The following is a 20480-nucleotide window of genomic DNA, read 5'->3' as shown; positions in this document are numbered from 1 at the left end:
AATTGGACATTATTCATGGGATACTATCTACATATATGCAATTTTTCGATTGGGACATGTGGAAACAAGTATTGGCAGATCCAGTATCATGGGGATTAATTTCATCGCTCGTTGTAATTGAAGGATTACTTTCAGCGGATAATGCCCTTGTACTCGCGGTACTTGTCAAACATTTACCAGATAAGCAACGGAAACGGGCATTAATGTATGGTATGCTTGGCGCTTATTTTTTCCGTTTTTTATTTATTGGAATTGGTGTGTATCTCGTAGAATTTTGGTTTATTAAAGTGTTAGGGGCTTTGTATTTAGGGTGGATTAGTATCGCTCATTTTTTACAACTAGGACAAGAGGATAGTGTCAAAGAAGTAAAAAAGTCTGGCTTAATGGTACGCATTTTTGGCGTATTTTGGGCAACGGTTATTGCAGTTGAGTTAATGGATATTGCTTTTTCGATTGATTCAATATTTGCTGCATTTGCGATATCTGATCAAGTTTGGGTACTATTAGTTGGCGGAATGTTAGGCATTTTAATGATGCGAACAATAGCAGGTTTATTTTTAATTATTATTGAAAAAATACCAGAGTTAGAAGCAACAGCTTTTATTATTATTGGCATTATTGCAATCAAGATGTTAGTGACTGTGTTTGGTATACATGTACCACATTATATATTTTTTGTAATCTTAGTGATTGCGTTTGTTTTAACGATGATTATTCATGTAATCAATAAATTAAAAGTAGCGAAATAAAAGCGGTTGTGACCTTTTTAGGGCACAACCGCTTTTGGTATTATTTTATATAATTGTCAGGATTAACAATGTAGAACTTTTCAACATTCAGCCAGCTTTCGCTCATTGGCTCTCCGTCGTCAATGCGTTTTTCTGTTTCTTGCATCATCCAACCTGTTTGTGAAGCGTGAGCTTGTAATGCCTGTAATTTATCCATCTTCATTTCGCGAATATCGATTTCTACATGTGGCTCACCGTTTTTCTCGAGTGTATCATTAGCAAAGGCACACGCTAAAATTTGAGGGCGTGCTGCTTTAGGCATGCGACGAACAGCCTCAACAACTGCACGTGCTGTTGCTTCGTGGTCAGGATGCACTGCAAAGCCTGGAAGGAACGTGAAAATAAGCGATGGCATCAATTCTTCGATTAGCCCCTCCACGAGTTTGACCATTTTTTCATCATCTTCAAATTCAATTGTTTTATCGCGTAGGCCGAGCATGCGTAAATCTTGAATACCCATAGCATCTGCTGCAGCAACTAGCTCCTTGCGGCGTATTTCTGGCAACGATTCACGCGTAGCGAAAGGTGGATTTCCTAAATTACGACCCATTTCACCCAATGTTAGGCAGGCATATGTAACAGGTGTATTCATCTTTTTTGTATAATAGGCAATCGTTCCAGCAACTGAAAAAGCCTCATCATCTGGGTGAGGGTAAACAATTAAAATATGACGTTGTGGTTGTAAATTCAAATAGTTGTCCCCCTTAATAAGTAAATGGCGTTTCGCTAATTTCAAGTGCTATCGCCAATTTACCTGAATAGTCTAGTCCAGCCATTAACAAACGGCCTAAATCATCTAATTCATAATGTGTAATGCCTTGAGCATAAACCCAACCATGTGCCATTTTTAAGCCGACACGATGTGGAGAGTCATCTACCACTTTTGCCAGTTCGTAATTAATTTTTGCATTACGTATGAATGCACCAGCGTTAAAAAACTTTTCATCATAGTGTGCTGCGTAAGAACCGTTTGTCGTCTCAAGATGGATATAAACGTCTTTGTTGGCGAAAGAATTTAGTAATTCTTGCAACGTCTCTACTTGTACTTCTTGCATCTTAACACTCCTCTCGATTATGTCTTTCTTAAGTATAGTCAAAAAAGGTCACAAAGGGAAATTGAATGACCTTTTTATGACCAATTTTTGTTGAGGCTGATTTTCATATTTTATACGCATGTAAAATAGTGAAATTGTAAAAGTTTATGATTCTTTAGTTCTTTTTTTAAAGCAAAATCCTTGAAAAAGTTATTGTAATGTATCAATATATAGAGTGTGAAAGCAAATATGTACAAAAAGTGTCGTTTTAATTTGTATGCGGTTTCACAAAATAAAAAGATGTTGCATATTTGACTTCTCTCACGTAGAGTGGGACAGCTTACCATGTAGAAGGGGATTTTAAGTTGAACAAAAACGATTTCTATCTTGGTACAATAGATGACGTTCTTCTACATATTTAGGTTTAGAGCTGTTGCGTGTAGAGAAGACATGAAAGCTCATTATCATAGTATAGTAAAAAAGCCACAATCCTCTTTATGACGGAGGATTGTGGTTTTTTTACATGTATACGTATCAAAATTACTTACTAATCTTCCATGCAAACGGAGCGAATAGGATATGTACCTTTTAAAAACGATTGAGCTTTTTTTCAATGGAATCTAAACGATTATTAACAGCTTGTAATTGTTTGCACATTTGTTTAAATTGTTGATTTTGATCTTGTGAATTGGAAGCAAGTAATTGTGCATCTTCCTCCTCCTCCTGTAACGCTAAAATCGTGGCAAGGGTAGATAGTGAATAACCGAGAGTTAATATAATGGATGCGATTACTTCAACTTTAGAAGAAGTGATTTCTCCAGCTAACAAGCGTGATTCTTCAGTTGTTTCCTCAGATTTTTGTTTTTTCATACGTCTCCCTCCCATATACAGCTAATATATGGCATATATAGCGATACTGTATCTTGTCCTATTTTATTGTGTAAAAGTAAAAATTTTAAATTTTCAGAAAATAAGATTGATTTTTCAATTAAAATATTGCATTATAATAGGAACAAAAAATAAGTAATAGGAGGAATTGATGGGATGAAGGATTATAAGTTTTGTAAAGAATCTAGAGTTATGCGGACAAGTCGTGTTTTTCCGAATGATGTAAACAATCATAATACACTTTTTGGTGGTCGCTTAATGAGTGATATCGATCAAGTCGCATCAATTTCCGCAGCCAAACATAGTAGAAGAGATTGTGTCACTGCCTCCACAGATTCAGTCGATTTCTTACAACCTATTCGACCGACGGACTCTGTTTATTTTGAATCCTATGTGACATGGACAGGGACTTCTTCGATGGAGGTGTTTGTGAAAGTTATTTCGGAAAATCTTAAAACAGGTGAGCGAAAAGTTGCTGCGACAGCATTATTAACCTTTGTCGCCCTTGATGAACATAATCAGCCTACGGCAGTTCCGCGTGTTATACCTGAAACAGTTGAGGAAACTAAATTGCATGAGACTGCCTCTGAACGAGCAAAAGCACGGGCGGAGCGTAAAAAGGAAAGTAAAGCATTAGCTAGTTTTATCTCTATGAACGATCCATGGGATTATCGGCTCGAACTAATGGTTAACTATATGTAAAAAAAGGTATTTAATTAGAAAAATCCTGACCTGTAAGCAAGGGGGATAGGTCAGTTCTAATTAGATACCTTTTTCTATTCCATAGTCTTATTAATATAGAAGTGATGACTATTGCTGTTGATTTCCGCTACAGGCGGGCGCTTTCCGCGGGCACATCGTAAGCCGCAACCCTCGCTAGCGCGCGGTCTGTTGCGTCTTACGTTTTGTGCTGTTCCCGTAGGAGTCGCCCGCCTTCCACTCCAATCAACTTTATAAGTATTGCAAGCAGTCTACTAAAAAATGAAGGAAGAGTATCACCAATATAAATCAAGTTCAGACAGTATGGTCAAGATGGAAGTAAGAACCTATTTTTTATTTAAAATTAATATAGAAGTGATGACTACTGCTGTTGATTTCCGCTACAGGCGGGCGCTTTCCGCGGGCCATCGTAAGCCGCAACCCTCGCTAGCGCGCGGTCTGTTGCGTCTTACGTTTTGTGTTGTTCCCGCAGGAGTCGCCCGCCTTCCACTCCAATCAACTTTATAAGTATTGCAAGCAGTCTACTATAAAACAAAGGAAGGTATCACCAATATAAATCAAGTTCAGACAGTATGGTCAAGATGGAAGTAAGAACCTATTTTTATAATAAAAAAACAAAAGAGAGCACTTTAATTAGTGCTCTCTTTACTATTTAAATGTACTTTTACAATTTTTAAATTTCAGTTACAGTCACTTCTGGAGCGCCAAAGCGAGATTTCGCACCGTGCATTACTGGTCCAACATAGTCGTTTAACGCCCAACCATGTGCGATAGCAGCTGAAACAAATTCTTTTGCTTCAATTACAGCTTCTTTCACAGATAGACCATTAGCTAAATTAGCTGTAACTGATGCAGCGAATGTACAGCCTGCACCATGATTATAAGTAGAAGCCACTTTTTCTGATTCTAATAAGTAGAATGTCTCACCATCAAAAAATAAGTCTGTTGCTTTTTCTGTTGCTAATGCTTTACCACCTTTAATGACAACGGCTTTTGCACCTAGCTCATGAATTTTACGAGCTGCTGTTTTCATGTCATCAATTGACTTAGGTGTACCTGTGCCAGCTAATTGACCAGCTTCAAAAAGGTTCGGTGTTGTAACTGCAGCTAGCGGTAGAAGATATTGAATCATAGCGTCAGTGTTCCCAGGATTTAATACTTCATCATCACCTTTACACACCATAACAGGATCAATTACAACATTAGAAGTACCAGATTTTGCGATTGCTTCACCAGCTATGCGAATAATTTCCTCTGTTGAAAGCATACCTGTTTTTACTGCATCAATGCCTGTAGATAATGCTGTATCAATTTGTTTTTGAAGAAGCTCTGTTGGTAATGGAGTTACATTATGTGTCCAACCATTTGGATCCATTGTAACAACTACTGTTAGTGCCACCATACCGTATGTGCCATGTTCTTGGAATGTTTTAATGTCAGCTTGCATGCCAGCGCCACCAGATGTGTCTGAACCTGCAATTGTTAAAGTTTTTTTAAGAGCCATGTGAAAGATCTCCTTCGTTTTTGAATAGTTTCATCTACCGTTTAGTATAGTCCTATTCTGATTCTGTAAAAATAGTCAGAAATCAATATTTTTATAAGGTCAGTATAAATTGAAACTTGAATAACACATTATTTTTTTGTACCGTTGTAAGAAAGAAAGGGGCGTAATTTCAATGAAAGAAGTATTCCCAAATGATTGGCAAACAATACTAGCAGATGAATTAGAAAAACCATACTACCAACAGTTACGTCAATTTGTGGCACATGAATATTCGACACAGACGATATATCCACCGATAAGCGATGTAATGAATGCATTTCATTGTACTGCTTATCGTGATGTAAAAGTTGTAATTTTAGGGCAAGATCCATACCATGGCCCGAACCAAGCACATGGCTTAAGTTTTTCTGTGAAGCCAGATGTTCCACACCCGCCAAGCTTACGCAATATGCTACAGGAATTACAAGACGATATTGGCTGCCCAGTTCCTCAGCATGGTACGTTAACGAAATGGGCACAGCAGGGTGTCCTGCTTTTAAATACTGTACTAACAGTCAGGGCGGGACAGGCCCATTCTCATAAGAACCAAGGATGGGAACAGTTCACAGACGCTGTTATTGAAAAACTGGCAGCGCGACCAAAACCAATTATCTTTGTGCTATGGGGCAAACCAGCACAGCGTAAAAAGCAAATAATTTATCAACATGCAACACCCCATGTCATTTTAGAAGCGCCACATCCAAGTCCATTAAGTGCCTATAGAGGCTTTTTTGGCAGCAAACCGTATTCAAAAATAAATGAGCAATTAAATGATTGGGGAGAACAGCCAATCGATTGGTGTCTAGGGTAAAGTGGCACAAATCGTTTGCTTTATACACTATAAAAATCATGGTACAGTTAATTAAGAAGAAAGAGAGGCACGGCAATGCAGGTAAATTGTTTTAAATGTCATTATTTCAAAGTAACATGGGACCCGCAAACACCGCGTGCTTGTGTAGCATACGGCTTTAAAACAAAGCAACTACCATCAGTTGTTGTCAAACAATCGTCTGGCATGGACTGCCTAAAATTTGTGCCAAAAGCAGAAGGTGAGAGAGCGCAATGATTTCATATGAAGCTGTCATGCAGCAACTTGAAAAACAATTAGCTAGTGCAAATAATGCAACGAATGAACAGCAAATTCGCGAGGCACTGACAGCCATTCGTGCATTATGTGATGTAGTACTGGATTTACCTACAAATAACACAAACATGCAACCAAAACATTTACCACAAATGTTAGTTACAGAGCAAAAGCCATCTACTTTAAATGCAACAAAGATACAGCATGACGATGGTGCAAATGGGGATTCGATTTTTGATTTTTAAATAAAGACATTAAACGTTCCTAATACTAGTAATTGGAGCGCTAAGATGAAAAAGGTAGGGTAATTAAGATGAAAAAATTTATTGTCACAGGTGCACTTCATGGTTTTTTAGCAGTAGCATTAGGTGCATTTGGTGCACATGCTTTAAAGGATATTGTAGATGATTATGGTCTTAGCATTTGGGAAACAGCTGTGCAATATCAAATGTTCCATGCTACGGGTTTACTCATAATCGGTCTATTAATGAGCTCGAAATTGCTAGGTGAGGTCAAACAATTAAAGTTAGCGGGAATTTTCTTTAACCTAGGGATTGTGTTTTTTGCAGGTAGCCTATATGTGTTAGCGGTAAGCGGCATTAAAGTACTTGGGGCAATTACACCAATAGGTGGTGTGTTATTTTTAGCCGGTTGGGTTTTGATTATTGTTAGTGCATTAAAACATGCAAAATGATTAACGGAGATTTTTTCACCACCTTTGGACAGAAATATTTAAAAAGTAGTGTGCTAGGTAATGCTGGCATGCTATTTTTTATAGCTAAAACGGCAACGGCTTATGAATAATTTTAATTCCTATTGTTTTTGTAAGGATTAGTAGAGTACACTAGTATTACTAAAAATGGAACAAAAGAAAGCGGGGCTATAGTGATGGAAAAATTATTTAATTTGCTTGATGAGTGCTTTGATGAGATGGTAGCAATTCGTCGTCATTTACATCAGAATCCGGAAATCTCCTTTGAAGAAGTGGAAACACCTGCCTACATAGCAGCTTTTCATAAAGCATTAGGGCATGAAGTAAGGGAGCAAGTCGGTGAACGAGGCGTCGTGGCAACGTTACGTGGTGCAAAGCAAGGAAAAACGGTGGCGTTACGTGCTGATTTTGACGCATTAGCCATCCAAGAGGAAAATGATGTGCCTTATAAGTCTAAGATCGACGGTAAAATGCATGCTTGTGGACATGATGGGCATACCGCAACACTACTTGGACTTGCCAAAGTACTAAATGCTATGAAGGATGAGCTTGCAGGCAATGTAGTGTTCATTCATCAGCATGCAGAGGAAGTTGCGCCAGGCGGAGCAAAGCCGATGATAGAAGATGGTTGTCTTGATGGGGTAGACGTAATATTTGGTACACATTTATGGGCACCGACGCCACTTGGGGATATTTTAGTGAGAGAGGGGGCGATTATGGCGGCTGCTGATAAAGTGGAAATTGTTTTACAAGGAAAAGGAGGACATGGTGCAGAGCCACATCATTCCATCGATGCGGTTGTACTAGCTTCTCAATTTGTGATAAATGCCCAGCAATTAGTCGCTCGTCGTATAGACCCTTTAAAATCTGCCGTCTTAACAATTGGACATTTTGAAGCGATAAATCCATTTAATGTGATTGCAGATCGAGTAGTTTTAACTGGTACTGTAAGGACTTTTGAGGAGCAAGTACGTACACAAATGGAACATGAGCTAGAGGCAATATTAAAAGCTACGTGTCTTGCCTTTGGTGCAAGTTATGAATATCGTTATACAAGAGGATATCCACCCGTATATAATCATGTGAAAGAAACACAATTTGTTCAACAGCTTGCAGCGGATATTCCTGGGGTGAAAAATGTTATTACGTGCCCACCGTTTATGATTGGAGAAGATTTTGCGTATTATCTGGAGAACATTCCTGGTACGTTTTTCTTTACAGGTGCCAAAAAACCTGAGTGGGAAACAGCCTATCCACATCATCATGCACGTTTTGATTTTGACGAACGTGCAATGCTAATTGCAGCAAAAACATTAGGAAAAGCGACTTTACAATATTTGCAAGGGAATAACTAGTAAGTCTTGGACATAACGAGTGAAGGCGATGCTTCCTGCGGGTATGCACGTAGCGTTAGATACGGCTATTCGGCATGATGTCGAAGGTTGCGGCTTACGGTGGGGACAACAACTGTGCAACAAAAAAGTGTTAGATTGATTGAGGTCAATCTAACACTTTTCTCTTTTGTCCAAACCTCATTTCAGTTATGGATTTTGATTGAAATAAGACATTTCCTCATCGAATTCAGCGAAATCAAAGTAAATCATTGGGAATAAAAAGCGGTGATTTGACTTAATTTCTCTTAAAATAACATGGTCCCTACCTGCAGCTTCTACTACACCACGTACCGTTTTTGTGTTTTTTCCTTGCTCAACAGCATGTTCAAAGGAAAAGTGGAATGTTCCAGGTTTTCCTCGATTCAAACGTAAGATGTTTTCAATGTACGACTCCTCACGTCCAGGTGGCCGTCCGCTTGGAAGCGTCACTGGAGGAGGTGTCATTTGTTGTTGAGTTGTCGGTGTCCAATAGTAAGGCATCATAAGTATCGACCTTCTTTCATTTAAATTTGAGGACAATCTTCTTCAGTTGGTGAGAAGAAGCAATGCGATTTGTAACGCCCCGTATTCCATTGACCATACCATTGTTCAGGGCAACCGCCCTCAGGTCTGAAAAACCACAGTGAGCGAGTAGCCGGATGGAACCTTTCACCTTCAATAACCCTTCTTGCTAATCGAATGTCTTGATCACGTGCCCGTTGATAAAAATAACTTTTTGTTGTAGCTTCAAACCCCCCTGGACGTTGATAAATCATTTGCTCGAGTGTTCGAATATCACCAAAATCGAGACAATCTGCTCGTACACGATTGACGCCAACATTGCCAACCATTAGCATGCCCAGTTCACCTTCACCCTCAGCTTCCGAACGCATAAGCCTTGCAAGCAAAGCAGTTTGTGCTTCATTCGTCTTTATAACAGCGATTTTCAAACCTCCTCGCAACCAGTATATGCTCAAAGGTGTTGTAGACATGTTTAATTTCCATAAGAAAGAAAATCACATTTCAATTTGCAGAAGCATATATTAGTAATAGTGAGTAGTCCGTAAAAATAAGGAAGTTTTTAGATAGTATTCATCTAAATGGGGTAAAGAAAAATAGAAAAAATTTAATTTATTTTTACAGAAGTCCTTCACTTTTATAATTTGGAGATGAAAGCCAAATGGTTATATAAGTGTAGAGTGGAGTAAACTCTGTATGAATCAAATTAAAGGCACCGCCCTCTATTTTTTTATGTTTGCTTGGAGAGAATCAGGGCGCAATTGGTGTGGGGAATGTGAATAAAAGTGTGCATGTGTATTAATACATGTGAGGTGGAAGGCATGGAGATTGGTGTTTGGATTGGGATTTTATTGAGTGCTGTACTAGCTTTTTTACTCGGAAATATCTATGGTCAGCCTCTCCATTGGTATCTTTTTATATTAATAATTGTAGTGGGCTTTTTCATTCATACGATTATTATAATTTTAAAAGTTAAGGATGAAAGCTCATGAAGCTACATTAGCGCATTGAACAATGGAAAATAGGGTGCTTCTCGTTCAATTTTGAACAGGAAGCATCCTATTTTACTGTGACAAGTTGCAGTAAATAAAAAAACCTTTCAATGACTGACATAGCAATGGCGCAATTTATAATAAATATTTGCGTCTATATTATGAAAAAACTTATTTTTGCAAGTATATTGAAATTTGTTTGAGACATACTAAATTGAAATGATTATGGCTTTTATAAAGGAGTAGTACTATGCGTATTTTCAGTATGTTTGTAGCAATTATCGTAAGTGCATTCATGGCTGTTGGAATTGCTGAGTATTACAATCAACCTTATGATTGGTATTTAGTATTTGTAATGATTCTAATAGGCTTTTTTATCCATACCATTATTTTAATCATAGAATCAGAAAACAGTGAGGAACATGAAGCATAAAAAATGCGAGCCCATTTTATATGGACGCGCATTTTTTCTTTTATTTAACTGATAGGAAGTTCACTAATTTTTCATTATCAAGAAGGTTACCAACGAAGAATGCACCGAACTCACCATAGCGAGCAGATACTTCGTCGAAACGCATTTCGTATACTAATTTTTTAAATTGTAATACATCATCTGCGAATAGTGTAACGCCCCACTCGTGATCATCAAATCCAACAGAACCAGTAATAATTTGTTTTACTTTTCCTGCATAGCCTCGACCAATCATACCGTGTGAACGCATTAAAGACTTACGCTCATCCATTGATAACATGTACCAGTTATCATTGCCTTGACGACGCTTGTCCATTGGGTAGAAGCATACATACTTAGAACGAGGTAGTTCAGGGTATAGACGTGCACGCACATGTGGATTTTGATAAGGGTCTTCGTTTGATTCACCAGCTAAGTAGTTTGAAAGCTCGACAACAGATACATAAGAGTATGTAGGGATTGTGAAATCAGCAATTGCCAATTTGTTAAATTCCGCTTCAAGCTCTTGTAATTCATCCATCGTTTCACGTAATGTCATAATCATAAAATCGGCCTTTTGACCAACGATTGCGTAAAATGCATGAGCACCTGTTTTAGCAACATCTGCTTCATTTAGCTTCTCTAAATAAGCAATAAATTCCTCAACTGCTGCTTGACGTTCTTCAGCAGATACAAGTTTCCAAGAAGCCCAGTCGATTGAGCGGAAATCGTGTAATGCGTACCAACCATCTAATGTAATTGCTGCTTCATTCATTATTCAAAGCACTCCTTTTTAAGTGAAAATCATTCTTAATTTAGTTTATCATAGTTTGTACAAAATCCCTAAATTCATGACTGAAATTCACTAATTTGACACCTTCGATGGATGCTGTATGCTAAAGAGAAGAGATGTAAATAGAGGAGCTTTCAAAATAAATGAACAGTAATTTACAACAGCCAATATGGCGTTTATATGATCAATCTATTAGCATGAAAAACAGTTCCCCACTTGAGTCGTTTGCAACCGATGATACATTGTGTCAATTAGTAGGACAGCTTGAATCGCCACCAACGATACGCACGTGGGTACATAAAGCCTCTGTTGTGCTCGGGATTCAAGATCATCGTTTACCATTTGTACAGCAAGGAATGAAGTTGCTCGAGGAACGAGGCTATCACCCAATCGTACGCAATTCAGGCGGTCTAGCAGTAGTGCTGGATGAAGGCATACTGAATATTTCCCTTGTTTTATCAGAACAAACTAGCGCAATTGGCATTAATGACGGCTACGATGTAATGGTAGCGCTAATTAAAGCTTTACTTCCAGAAGCCGCCGATAAAATTGAAGCCTATGAAATTGTTGGCTCTTATTGCCCAGGGTCCTATGATTTAAGTATTGAAGGTAAGAAGTTTGCTGGTATTTCACAAAGACGATTACGACAAGGTGTCGCGGTACAAATATATTTATGTATTGAAGGAAGTGGTGCGGAACGAGCAGCACTTATTCGTGATTTTTACACTGAGAGTTTACGAGGAGAGGTAACGAAATTTACGTATCCTAAAATTATACCAGATGTGATGGCTTCATTAAGTGAACTAGTGGATGCCTCATTAACAGTAGAAGCCGTTGTAATTCGGCTACAACAAATGGTCCTTTCATTTGCAGAGGAAGTACGTTTAGAGCCCTTTCATGATGAAGAAATACAACTATATGCATTTTATTTACAACGTGTGCTCGAGCGAAATGCTAAAATGCTTGAGTTGAAATAATGGTAAATAAAAAAGGCGAATGTGCTAACTAAGCACATCGCCATTTTCTTTTTGATATGTTGGACCACTAACAACTAGATTACCGTTTTTCTCCATTTTGAATACAGGAGCAATGCGTTCTTCCTCTTCATCTAGCGTTACAAGGCGTCTAGCACGGTTCATAATTTGTACAAACTGCTCATAATCTTTGCGAATTGCTCGATTTTCTTCTTCTAGCTGAGCAATAGTTTTCTCTAGCTTTTTATTTTTCTCAGAGGTTACGTGTACAAGTTGTCTCCATTTTGAAGACTCATTTCCTATTTCACCAGAATGTTGTAAACGTAGTAAATATGCTATGACAATATCAAGAGATAAGGCAGACAGTGGAATTGACTTGCTATCTGCATCACTATTATTAATGGTAAACATATTTGAGGAACGGCGTCTTGCTGGTGCACCCAACACTCGCATTCTCTCTTTTCTTTCTTTTTTCGCTTCTGCTAGTTGCTCTTCATAAGTTTTACGAACAACTGCATTCCAACGGAAACCACATGCAGCAGCAGTACGATTTAACGCATCACCAGCTTCTTCAAAGGCATTTAACTGTGTACTACCTTCTGTTACGTGACGAATTACTGCCTCTGCTAGCAATTCATCGTTTTCTTCTAACCAAGCATCTTGTCTTACTTTACTCATCATATAATCCTCCCACCTTTATTTGGAACTTCCTTATTTATGTCTAGCATGACCAATCTTTTAACCTTTTATTCATCCAAGTGAAAGGAATTATGCTTGAATACAAGGGGAAAAATGCGATACAATACCGGATGTAGGTTTGTGCGTATGCTGCATACTTAAATATGTGAAGGTTATGCGTGCATTAAAAAATTTTAATAAACAAAATACTATATAGAAAGGGTTGTTGACAAAATGGCAAACGAATTTAAAGTTTGCGATGAATGTCAGGCCGTTAACTTAAAAACGTTAATTCCAAAATTAAAGGAAATAGATCCTGATGCAACCATCGAAATTGGATGTCACTCTTATTGTGGTCCAGGACGAAAAAAAACATTTACATTTGTAAATAGTCGCCCTGTAGCTGCATTAACAGAAGAAGAACTAATGGAAAAAGTATTAGCAAAATTAAAAAATAAGTAATAAAAAACTATCTTCACGTGGCTGAAGGTAGTTTTTGTTTTAGAGCGATAGTCACCTATAACATGCGAAAATTGCGTTCGATTAGGTTGATAGTCTCTCTACTTACAGTGCAATCTCTATGCTAGTTCTATATTGTTTGCATATAATAGAAGAAAGATGAAATGGAGGTGCTGTACAATTGACACAATATGCCAAGGCAAAATTACAAGAGGAAAAAGTTTTTAAGGATCCAGTACATCGTTATGTACATGTACGTGATCAGGTTATTTGGGATTTAGTAGGGACAAAAGAATTTCAACGTTTGCGTAGAATTCGCCAGCTTGGCACTACGTTTTTAGTATTCCACGGAGCAGAGCATAGTCGCTTTAGTCATTCACTTGGTGTTTATGAAATTGTGCGTCGTATTGTCGATGATATTTTTGTAGGTCGTCAAGATTGGGATGAGGACGAGCGGCTATTAGTGCTTTGTGCAGCCCTATTACACGATTTAGGGCATGGCCCATTTTCACATGCATTTGAAAATGTATTCGAATTAGATCATGAATTTTATACGAGACAAATTTTACTTGGCGATACGGAAGTACACGCAGTGCTAAAAAAAGTAGCACCTGATTTTCCTGAGAAAGTATCGCAAGTAATAGAAAAAACGTATCCCAATAAGCAAGTCATAAGCTTAATATCGAGCCAAATAGATGCTGACCGTATGGATTACTTACAACGTGATGCTTATTTTACAGGTGTAAGCTATGGCCATTTTGATATGGAACGCATATTACGAGTAATGCGCCCACGCAAAAACCAAGTAGTAATTAAAGCCACAGGTATGCATGCCGTAGAAGATTATATTATGAGCCGCTATCAAATGTACTTACAAATATATTTCCATCCTGTCTCACGTAGCGCAGAGGTTATTTTAAATAATATATTAAAACGAGCGAAACAATTAAGCCAAGCGGGCTATAAGTTTAAGCATGAGCCTACCCACTTTTTAGCATTTTTCCAAAACTCCATTACATTGGAAGATTATCTTGCTCTTGATGAAAGTATTCTTTTTACCTATTTTCAATTATGGATGCAAGAAGAAGACGCGATATTAAGTGATTTAAGTCGCCGTTTTGTCAATCGTAAGCTATTCCAGTACATTGATTTAGATCCAGGCGTGGAACTTGAGAAATATCAAAAGCTCCAAGAATTATTTAAACAAGCAGATATTAATCCAGAATACTATCTTGTACATGATACAACAGCAGATCTTCCTTATGATTTTTATCGACCAGGGGAGGAAGAAGTACGTGTCCCAATTTTTTTAGAGATGAAAAACGGAGAATTACGTGAACTATCTAGGGAATCTATTATTGTGGATTCCATTTCTGGTCGAATGAAACGAGATCATAAAGTATATTTCCCGCTTGATATTTTAGAGGATAATAGTACAAAAGTGGGAGTTAAACAACAGATTTTAAAGTTATTACAAATACAATAAAAGAAAATATAAGAAATTATATCTATTTTAAGAATATACAAAACCAAATTGTATATATATAATATAAAAGCACTAAACTCACTTGAATATAGTGACAGTTTAGTGTTTTTTATTATGTATAATTTCATATTGGTTTAAAGTGTTGGCGAGATATCTAGGAAATGATAATGAAAAATATGGCAATGTTTAGAATTTGTTTAGATAAGCTTTTTATAATGAAGTAAAACCTAAAAAGGGGGTGAGGCCATTATATTGGTAAAGGCGTCACATCAACTTAGGATACATACAACTGGTACAACACATTGACAAGACATCATGATAATTGACCGCGTGTAAGACGGTTTGGATGTATCGTAACGACGACGAGTTATTCAAGGGGAAGAGGGGCAAACCGAATGTTTGGAGCAGAGCTTTCGAGATTGAGAGAGCGTGCAAAGTCGTCAGCAAACGCCTATAGGAATCTCTCTGAACTTAGAAAAGGAGAGAAACATGAAAAAATTAAATTTAGCAATCATTACATTATTGCTTGTGTTCCAAACTGTACTTTCACCGCTATCCGTATTTGCGGAAGAAGGAGATTCTTCTCTACCTCCATCTGTAGAAACAGGAACTGACGGAACTACTTCTGATTCGGCGGGCACAGGCGACACAGATTTACCAGTGCCAACACCTGGAGAAACGGGGGAAGCTGGTGGAGCTGATTCTAGTAGTGACCCAACTGAAATACTGCCAGGTGATACAGAATCTGGCGATGTGACGGAAGGTGAAGAAACGACTGATGAAGATAAAATTATCTCAGATAATGAAGAAAAGGCAACTACACTACAAGTTGACCCGTTAGTTATAGTGCCTACACAATTCAGCATAAGTAATTTAGACATTCGACAAGGAAATGATGCAGCAACAGCGGTATCAATAGTTGGAAGTCCAATAATTTGGAGTAATACAAACAAATTTTTTGTATATCTTGATTGGCAACTAAAAGAAACAACAGGATTAGTTGTTGGTGACTCTGTCGAGTTCCAGTTACCTACTCAATTTGCGACAGGTGTTACAAGCGGAAACCTCCTTCTTGGAGGGACAAGCTATGGAACGTATGTAGTAGATAATACGAATAAAGTAAAGTTTACCTTTAATCAAAATGCAGTGGATGATGTTGCTTCAGGTGATTTAAATGGTACGTTTAATTTGCAACGCGATTTTGATAGTAGTCAATTTGAGGCAAATAAACCAGAAACGCTTGTAATTAGTTACGAAGGGGTTTTACAGGATAGCAAAACAGTAATATTTAATCCTTCGGTTACAACACCATCTAAAAAAGGACAAGCATATCGAGATGCAGTTTTAGATCATAGAAATGCCAATAAAATATTATGGACGATAGATATCAACCATCAAGGGGAAACACTGTCAGATGCAATTTTAAAGGATACACCAATACCTGGGTTAGTAATTGACAAAACGACGGTGAAAGTTGCACCGCTTATCTTAAATATGGATGGTTCTGTGAAATCTGTAGGTATAGAAACTCCTGTTGATAGTGTAAATATAACGGATACTTCAGATGGATTTGATATAGCACTTGGTCAAATTAATGGAGCTGTTCGTGTCACTTATGAAACAACAATTGACCGTAATGTGCTTACAGGTACATCCCCATCTGTAAACAATGAGGCTCAATTATTTGATGATTCTACTCCGAAAACTTCGATTATAAATTCAAATAATATTTCGTTACAGTATGCAGAGCCATTAAAAAAGGAATTTGTTGCGAATTCCTACGATTCTATAACTCAAACTGTAAAATGGAGAATTGATTATAATTTAGACCAAGTAGCAGAGCGAGATGGAGTATTAATAGATGAGCTGACAAGTCAAAATCATCAATATGTTGCTGGAAGTGCGAAATATTACGAATTGGACGTACAATCAAATTTAACCTATGTTCCGATAAATAGTACAGCTACATCAATTGAACCAACGATAGATCCTAGTAATGTCTATAAATTAAAATTTAACTTACCAGCTGGAAAAAAAGCTTATCGCATTGAATATGAAACAAAATTAGATAATCGTATTGATTCACTTAATGAAGTTCAAGTTTCAAATAAGGTAATTGCAGCTGGAACAGAAAAAACAGATAATAAAAAGTTATCTCAAAATGTTTTCCATAAATCTGGATCCACAAGTGTAGATTACAACAATAAACTATTATCATGGATGCTTAAAGTTAATAGTGACCAACAACCAATGGAGAATGTTGTAGTAGTGGATAATTTCCAACAAAACGTTGGTCTATCTCTTAAAGGTGATGGATTTAAAAACCTAACAGCATTAAGTGGTGTAAAAGTCGAATTTAAACAAGATGACGACAGTTATAGAGAAATCACTGTTGGTGATGCTAATGAAAGTACAACAAAAGGCTTTAAGTTAACATTTCCTTCTATAATTACAACGGAACAAGTAATCGAATATAAAACGCATTTCCAACCAGATTCCGTACCGTCTGATTTGATATATAAAAATTCAGCTTCTATATCATGGGGACCAAATGGCAATGAATATGGTTTCGATAAAAATGCAACAAATACTGTTGATAGTTACACGAGTGGCAATGGTAATAAAATGGTTGAATACGATCGTTCGACCAAGCAATTTACATGGACAGTTGATGTCAATTATAATTTGGATCATTTAACAAACGCTGTACTAACTGATACATTTAGTAGTGGTCAAAAATTAGTGGCTGGATCTTTAGAAGTCTATAAGTTAACTTTAAACAATACTACTAATGGTGTTACACCGGTTCTTCCAGCTCTAAGTGGATATGCTTTTTCAGATGTAACTCCTACAAGCTTTAACTTAAATTTAGGAACGCTAGATAAAGAAGCATATCGTATTATATACAAAACCACGCTTAAAGATGAAAAAGTAACAGGTACGTATAGCAATGAAGCTATTTTAAATGCTACTAAAAATGGCACAATGCAAAAAGTATTTGACAAAGATGTACCATTTACACCGACTAATAGTGGCGAAGTATTAAGCAAAACAGGTAAACAAAATACACCAAGTAGCGATTTAGCAGACTGGACAGTTATGTTAAATGAAAGTCGTTCAAAGTTAACGACTACTGCGAATGAAGTAGAATTAACGGATATTTTACAAGGCGACCAAATGTTATTGACAGACACATTTGCGCTTGAAGAACAATACTATGATGTAGGTAGTATAAGTGATAAATATAGAACCTTATTAAAAGCAACAATTGAAGAAGGTAAAGAATATGCATTTTTTAGTGCTGGAAGTGAAGTTGCTCGAATCAAAGTAGGCGTTGATATCACAGGTAAAACGAAATTTACACTCCTATTCCTTCAAGATATTGAAAATCAGTACAAACTAACTTATCAAACCTTTATTGAAGCTGCACAGGGTGCGACTATTGGTAATGAGGCTAGTTTCGCAGGTGAATTTAAATCAGAATTAGCCAAGACTACTAGCAATAAGACAGAGATACAATGGGTTGCCTCCGGCGCAACGGTTGTAGGTAGAGATAAGCTTACAATTAAAAAAGTAGATTCAACTAATGCATCGACTGTTCTTGAAGGGGCTGTATTTAATCTATACAACTCTACAGGTACTGTGTTGTTAGAAAGTAATTTAACAACGGGCGCTGATGGAACAATACAAACTTCTAAAGTATACAATTATAAAACGTATAAATTAGAAGAAGTGAAAGCACCATTAGGCTATCAAAAAATCTCGGGTAAAATAGATGTAATATTTGATGCAACGACAGGTATTGGAATAATCAAAAACACAAAAATTAATGCTGGGTTCAGCTGTCCAAACTTTGAGTTAACAGTTAATAATTTGCCAACTGAACTAGCAGGAAAAGTAGTTACATTGAAAAAGGATGGTACGGGCCCAGATATTAATCTAGGAAATCTAGATGTTGATGGTAAAGTAACATCGAGTACATCTATTGCAGGTGGTACGTATTCAGTATATGTAGATGGACAATTAATGACTGAAATGATTACAGTAGATGGTAACTGTGAAGCAGCAATTACATTTGCCATAGGCTGTCCAGTATTCATGTTAACGATTAATAATCTTCCGACTGATTTAGTTGGAAAAGCAGTGACAGTAAAGAAAGATGGTACAGGTCCAATAATTAATTTAGGTAATCTAGATTCAAATGGAAAAGTTAAAGCTCCAACACTAACAAACGGCACATATACCGTATATGTAGATGGCCAAATTGTAATAGAAACGATTACAGTGGACAATAAGTGTGAAGCAGTGATTGACTATGTAGCGGGATGTCCTATATTTACATTAACAATCAACAATCTGCCAACTGAGTTAGTAGGAAAATCTGTGACAGTGAAGAAAGATGGTACAGGAACAACTATTAATTTAGGAAATATAGATGCTACTGGCAAAGTAACGGTGCCTACACCACTTGTGAGTGGCACATATACAGTATTTGTAGACGGTCAAGCGATGGCTGAAACAATTACAGTTGGTCAAGATTGTGAAGCGACAATTACATTTATTAAAGGTTGCCCAGTATTTACATTAACGATTGATAATGCATCGAATGATGATGTTGGAAAAAAAGTGAAACTAGTATCTGAAAATAATGTTACAGAGATTGAACTGGGCACTATTAATAATAGTGGCGCCGTTACATTTACAATTAATAAAGTTCCAGGTGGCACATATAAAGTCTTTATTGATAATGATGAGCTATTTGGGAAAGTGATTGTAAATGATGATACAAACTGTGCAGGAACTGTTAAAGTTATTAAAGCTTGTCCTCAATTTACGTTAACAGTCAACCAATTTGGTGGAGTAAGCCATGTAGGTGCTGGTGTAGCAGTTGTTATAAAAACAACGACAGGTAGCTATGTGACAGAGGGAGTAACAGACGCTATTGGACAAATTATTTTCCAAGACAAATCGCTGTTAGTAGAGGGCACAACCTATGACGTATACAATAGGCTTGGAGGAAAATTAGGTAACATTCATGTTACTTATGAAGAAGGTAAATGTGCCGATAGTGTTGAGGTAACTGAAAATGCATGCCCTATTTTTACACTAACAATTCAAGATGTATACGGCAACCCTCGTGAGGGTGTAGCATTTACTATTAAAGATAAAAATGGCATGATCATTGCAACTAGTACAACGGGTGCAAGTGGTAAGGTAACAATTCCTTATACAGTTGAGCCAGGGACGTACTATGTATATGAAGGAAGCAGCTTAATAAGTTCAATTGTTGTAAACGATTGTGAAGCAATTGCTAAACCTGTTTATACAGGCGGAGGCGGAGGTGGTGGCTCAACACCAGATCCAGAGAAACCAGTGGATCCAAACAAGCCAACACCAGATCCAGAGAAACCAGTGGATCCGAACAAGCCAACACCAGATCCAGAGAAACCAGTGGATCCGAACAAGCCAACACCAGATCCAGAAAATCCAGTGGATCCGAATAAACCAACGCCAGATCCAGAAAATCCATCTACAAATCCAGATGAGCCAGGTAACCCAGAAAATCCGTCAACAGATTCAAAAGATCCAACGACACCTGGAAAACCAGACACGTCTAAACCATCAGTACAAGATGTGATTGATCAAGGTAAAAACTTACCGCCATACAATCCTTCTACTGCAAATAAAGACACACTAGATGCGTATAAGGATTTCCTTGATAAATATAATAATTTATCAAAAGAGGATCAGGCGAATGTTGCAAAAACACTTGATATTAATAAAATCAAGGAAGATGCACAACGTTTAGAAGCGCAATTAAAAGCTCAAGGCAAACTGCCACAAACAGATGGAGCAAATCAAACAGCGCTTACACTAACTGGTGTAATGCTAGTTTTAGGTGCATTGTTCTTCTTACGTCGTCGTGAAGCCGAAATGAAATAATATACAATAAGAACCCCCAAGGCAATGAAGTCTTGGGGGTTTT

21 protein-coding genes are annotated in these 20480 nt (G+C 37.3%); 13 read left to right on the top strand and 8 right to left on the bottom strand.

What is annotated here, in order from left to right; all coding sequences use genetic code 11:
• Nucleotides 1-2 precede the first annotated feature (2 nt).
• A complete protein-coding gene (locus tag JNUCC52_RS11310) occupies nucleotides 3-749 on the top strand; it encodes a TerC family protein (RefSeq protein WP_173478666.1) in 747 nt (248 codons plus the stop codon).
• 40 nt (nucleotides 750-789) lie between these two features.
• Here JNUCC52_RS11310 and bshB2 read toward each other — a convergent pair whose 3' ends face one another.
• The 3 genes from bshB2 to JNUCC52_RS11295 all read right to left on the bottom strand — a co-directional run bounded on the left by bshB2 (nucleotide 790) and on the right by JNUCC52_RS11295 (nucleotide 2692).
• Nucleotides 790-1479 carry a bacillithiol biosynthesis deacetylase BshB2 gene (gene bshB2, locus JNUCC52_RS11305; protein ID WP_139860328.1) on the bottom strand — a complete coding sequence of 230 codons (690 nt, stop codon included), beginning with the start codon at nucleotides 1477-1479 and terminating at the stop codon, nucleotides 790-792.
• A 13-nt stretch (nucleotides 1480-1492) separates the two neighbouring features.
• Nucleotides 1493-1843 (bottom strand): YojF family protein, encoded by a 351-nt coding sequence (locus tag JNUCC52_RS11300; protein ID WP_024362827.1) that lies wholly within the window; start codon nucleotides 1841-1843, stop codon nucleotides 1493-1495.
• Nucleotides 1844-2410: 567 nt separating this feature from the next.
• On the bottom strand, nucleotides 2411-2692 hold the full coding sequence (locus JNUCC52_RS11295; RefSeq protein ID WP_139860330.1) for a hypothetical protein: 282 nt from the start codon (nucleotides 2690-2692) through the stop codon (nucleotides 2411-2413).
• 174 nt (nucleotides 2693-2866) lie between these two features.
• On the opposite strand from JNUCC52_RS11295, the gene JNUCC52_RS11290 reads away from it, so the two are divergent.
• Nucleotides 2867-3412 (top strand): acyl-CoA thioesterase, encoded by a 546-nt coding sequence (locus JNUCC52_RS11290; protein WP_337982127.1) that lies wholly within the window; start codon nucleotides 2867-2869, stop codon nucleotides 3410-3412.
• Between the two features lie 691 nt (nucleotides 3413-4103).
• Here JNUCC52_RS11290 and thiD read toward each other — a convergent pair.
• A complete protein-coding gene (gene thiD / locus JNUCC52_RS11285) occupies nucleotides 4104-4934 on the bottom strand; it encodes a bifunctional hydroxymethylpyrimidine kinase/phosphomethylpyrimidine kinase (RefSeq protein ID WP_337982126.1) in 831 nt (276 codons plus the stop codon).
• Between the two features lie 172 nt (nucleotides 4935-5106).
• Here thiD and JNUCC52_RS11280 point away from each other — a divergent pair, with 172 nt between their 5' ends.
• The 5 genes from JNUCC52_RS11280 (at nucleotide 5107) to JNUCC52_RS11260 (ending at nucleotide 8124) form a co-directional block, all read left to right on the top strand.
• Nucleotides 5107-5784, top strand: a complete 678-nt coding sequence (locus tag JNUCC52_RS11280; protein WP_337982125.1) for a uracil-DNA glycosylase — start codon at nucleotides 5107-5109, stop codon at nucleotides 5782-5784.
• Nucleotides 5785-5859: 75 nt separating this feature from the next.
• Entirely contained in the window at nucleotides 5860-6039 is a 180-nt protein-coding gene (locus JNUCC52_RS11275) for a uracil-DNA glycosylase (protein WP_139860104.1), read from the top strand.
• Nucleotides 6036-6302 (top strand): YwdI family protein, encoded by a 267-nt coding sequence (locus tag JNUCC52_RS11270; RefSeq protein ID WP_139860107.1) that lies wholly within the window; start codon nucleotides 6036-6038, stop codon nucleotides 6300-6302. Before JNUCC52_RS11275 ends, JNUCC52_RS11270 begins: the two co-directional genes overlap by 4 nt.
• Nucleotides 6303-6370: 68 nt before the next feature.
• Nucleotides 6371-6751: a DUF423 domain-containing protein gene (locus JNUCC52_RS11265; protein ID WP_139860109.1), complete on the top strand. Its 381-nt coding sequence runs from the start codon at nucleotides 6371-6373 to the stop codon at nucleotides 6749-6751.
• 194 nt (nucleotides 6752-6945) lie between these two features.
• On the top strand, nucleotides 6946-8124 hold the full coding sequence (locus JNUCC52_RS11260; protein ID WP_337982124.1) for a M20 family metallopeptidase: 1179 nt from the start codon (nucleotides 6946-6948) through the stop codon (nucleotides 8122-8124).
• A 186-nt stretch (nucleotides 8125-8310) separates the two neighbouring features.
• On the opposite strand, the gene gerQ is transcribed toward JNUCC52_RS11260, so the two are convergent.
• Both gerQ and JNUCC52_RS11250 read right to left on the bottom strand, forming a co-directional pair.
• Nucleotides 8311-8646 (bottom strand): spore coat protein GerQ, encoded by a 336-nt coding sequence (gene gerQ / locus JNUCC52_RS11255; RefSeq protein ID WP_173478664.1) that lies wholly within the window; start codon nucleotides 8644-8646, stop codon nucleotides 8311-8313.
• Between the two features lie 20 nt (nucleotides 8647-8666).
• On the bottom strand, nucleotides 8667-9092 hold the full coding sequence (locus tag JNUCC52_RS11250; protein WP_305068705.1) for a cell wall hydrolase: 426 nt from the start codon (nucleotides 9090-9092) through the stop codon (nucleotides 8667-8669).
• 390 nt (nucleotides 9093-9482) lie between these two features.
• Here JNUCC52_RS11250 and JNUCC52_RS11245 point away from each other — a divergent pair, with 390 nt between their 5' ends.
• Together JNUCC52_RS11245 and JNUCC52_RS11240 are read left to right on the top strand one after the other, a co-directional pair.
• Nucleotides 9483-9653 (top strand): hypothetical protein, encoded by a 171-nt coding sequence (locus tag JNUCC52_RS11245; RefSeq protein ID WP_337982123.1) that lies wholly within the window; start codon nucleotides 9483-9485, stop codon nucleotides 9651-9653.
• Between the two features lie 250 nt (nucleotides 9654-9903).
• On the top strand, nucleotides 9904-10086 hold the full coding sequence (locus JNUCC52_RS11240; RefSeq protein WP_139860235.1) for a hypothetical protein: 183 nt from the start codon (nucleotides 9904-9906) through the stop codon (nucleotides 10084-10086).
• Nucleotides 10087-10126: 40 nt separating this feature from the next.
• Here the strand turns inward: JNUCC52_RS11240 and hemQ are convergent, their stop codons facing one another.
• Complete coding sequence (gene hemQ / locus JNUCC52_RS11235; protein ID WP_337982122.1) at nucleotides 10127-10879, bottom strand: hydrogen peroxide-dependent heme synthase; 753 nt, start codon at nucleotides 10877-10879, stop codon at nucleotides 10127-10129.
• A 161-nt stretch (nucleotides 10880-11040) separates the two neighbouring features.
• Between hemQ and lipL the strand changes: the two genes are divergently transcribed.
• The gene (gene lipL, locus JNUCC52_RS11230) at nucleotides 11041-11874 is read left to right on the top strand and encodes an octanoyl-[GcvH]:protein N-octanoyltransferase (protein WP_139860239.1); all 834 of its coding nucleotides are present in this window, start codon (nucleotides 11041-11043) and stop codon (nucleotides 11872-11874) included.
• Between the two features lie 24 nt (nucleotides 11875-11898).
• Here the strand turns inward: lipL and JNUCC52_RS11225 are convergent, their stop codons facing one another.
• Nucleotides 11899-12549, bottom strand: a complete 651-nt coding sequence (locus JNUCC52_RS11225) for an RsfA family transcriptional regulator (protein WP_173478662.1) — start codon at nucleotides 12547-12549, stop codon at nucleotides 11899-11901.
• A 234-nt stretch (nucleotides 12550-12783) separates the two neighbouring features.
• Here JNUCC52_RS11225 and JNUCC52_RS11220 point away from each other — a divergent pair, with 234 nt between their 5' ends.
• The 3 genes from JNUCC52_RS11220 (at nucleotide 12784) to JNUCC52_RS11210 (ending at nucleotide 20437) form a co-directional block, all read left to right on the top strand.
• A complete protein-coding gene (locus tag JNUCC52_RS11220; RefSeq protein WP_024362844.1) occupies nucleotides 12784-13011 on the top strand; it encodes a YuzB family protein in 228 nt (75 codons plus the stop codon).
• A gap of 178 nt (nucleotides 13012-13189) precedes the next feature.
• Nucleotides 13190-14494, top strand: coding sequence for an HD domain-containing protein (locus JNUCC52_RS11215; protein ID WP_337982121.1), 1305 nt, complete (start codon nucleotides 13190-13192; stop codon nucleotides 14492-14494).
• Nucleotides 14495-14983: 489 nt separating this feature from the next.
• Complete coding sequence (locus JNUCC52_RS11210) at nucleotides 14984-20437, top strand: collagen binding domain-containing protein (RefSeq protein ID WP_337982120.1); 5454 nt, start codon at nucleotides 14984-14986, stop codon at nucleotides 20435-20437.
• The last annotated feature ends 43 nt before the right edge of the window (nucleotides 20438-20480 follow it).

Origin of the sequence: Lysinibacillus sp. JNUCC-52 (assembly GCF_015999545.1) — a bacterium.
Lineage (GTDB): Bacteria > Bacillota > Bacilli > Bacillales_A > Planococcaceae > Lysinibacillus.
The sequence above is the reverse complement of the archived record's forward strand: the minus strand, read 5'-3'. Positions and strand labels throughout refer to the sequence as shown.

What these genes read in the sequence shown, in the direction of transcription:
- JNUCC52_RS11300 (WP_024362827.1), bottom strand. Translation starts at nt 1,843, where the DNA reads ATGCAAGAAGTACAAGTAGAGACGTTGCAAGAATTACTAAATTCTTTC.
- JNUCC52_RS11295 (WP_139860330.1), bottom strand. Translation starts at nt 2,692, where the DNA reads ATGAAAAAACAAAAATCTGAGGAAACAACTGAAGAATCACGCTTGTTA.
- JNUCC52_RS11290 (WP_337982127.1), top strand. Translation starts at nt 2,867, where the DNA reads ATGAAGGATTATAAGTTTTGTAAAGAATCTAGAGTTATGCGGACAAGT.
- thiD (WP_337982126.1), bottom strand. Translation starts at nt 4,934, where the DNA reads ATGGCTCTTAAAAAAACTTTAACAATTGCAGGTTCAGACACATCTGGT.
- JNUCC52_RS11280 (WP_337982125.1), top strand. Translation starts at nt 5,107, where the DNA reads ATGAAAGAAGTATTCCCAAATGATTGGCAAACAATACTAGCAGATGAA.
- JNUCC52_RS11275 (WP_139860104.1), top strand. Translation starts at nt 5,860, where the DNA reads ATGCAGGTAAATTGTTTTAAATGTCATTATTTCAAAGTAACATGGGAC.
- JNUCC52_RS11270 (WP_139860107.1), top strand. Translation starts at nt 6,036, where the DNA reads ATGATTTCATATGAAGCTGTCATGCAGCAACTTGAAAAACAATTAGCT.
- JNUCC52_RS11265 (WP_139860109.1), top strand. Translation starts at nt 6,371, where the DNA reads ATGAAAAAATTTATTGTCACAGGTGCACTTCATGGTTTTTTAGCAGTA.
- JNUCC52_RS11260 (WP_337982124.1), top strand. Translation starts at nt 6,946, where the DNA reads ATGGAAAAATTATTTAATTTGCTTGATGAGTGCTTTGATGAGATGGTA.
- gerQ (WP_173478664.1), bottom strand. Translation starts at nt 8,646, where the DNA reads ATGATGCCTTACTATTGGACACCGACAACTCAACAACAAATGACACCT.
- JNUCC52_RS11245 (WP_337982123.1), top strand. Translation starts at nt 9,483, where the DNA reads ATGGAGATTGGTGTTTGGATTGGGATTTTATTGAGTGCTGTACTAGCT.
- JNUCC52_RS11240 (WP_139860235.1), top strand. Translation starts at nt 9,904, where the DNA reads ATGCGTATTTTCAGTATGTTTGTAGCAATTATCGTAAGTGCATTCATG.
- hemQ (WP_337982122.1), bottom strand. Translation starts at nt 10,879, where the DNA reads ATGAATGAAGCAGCAATTACATTAGATGGTTGGTACGCATTACACGAT.
- lipL (WP_139860239.1), top strand. Translation starts at nt 11,041, where the DNA reads ATGAACAGTAATTTACAACAGCCAATATGGCGTTTATATGATCAATCT.
- JNUCC52_RS11225 (WP_173478662.1), bottom strand. Translation starts at nt 12,549, where the DNA reads ATGAGTAAAGTAAGACAAGATGCTTGGTTAGAAGAAAACGATGAATTG.
- JNUCC52_RS11220 (WP_024362844.1), top strand. Translation starts at nt 12,784, where the DNA reads ATGGCAAACGAATTTAAAGTTTGCGATGAATGTCAGGCCGTTAACTTA.
- JNUCC52_RS11210 (WP_337982120.1), top strand. Translation starts at nt 14,984, where the DNA reads ATGAAAAAATTAAATTTAGCAATCATTACATTATTGCTTGTGTTCCAA.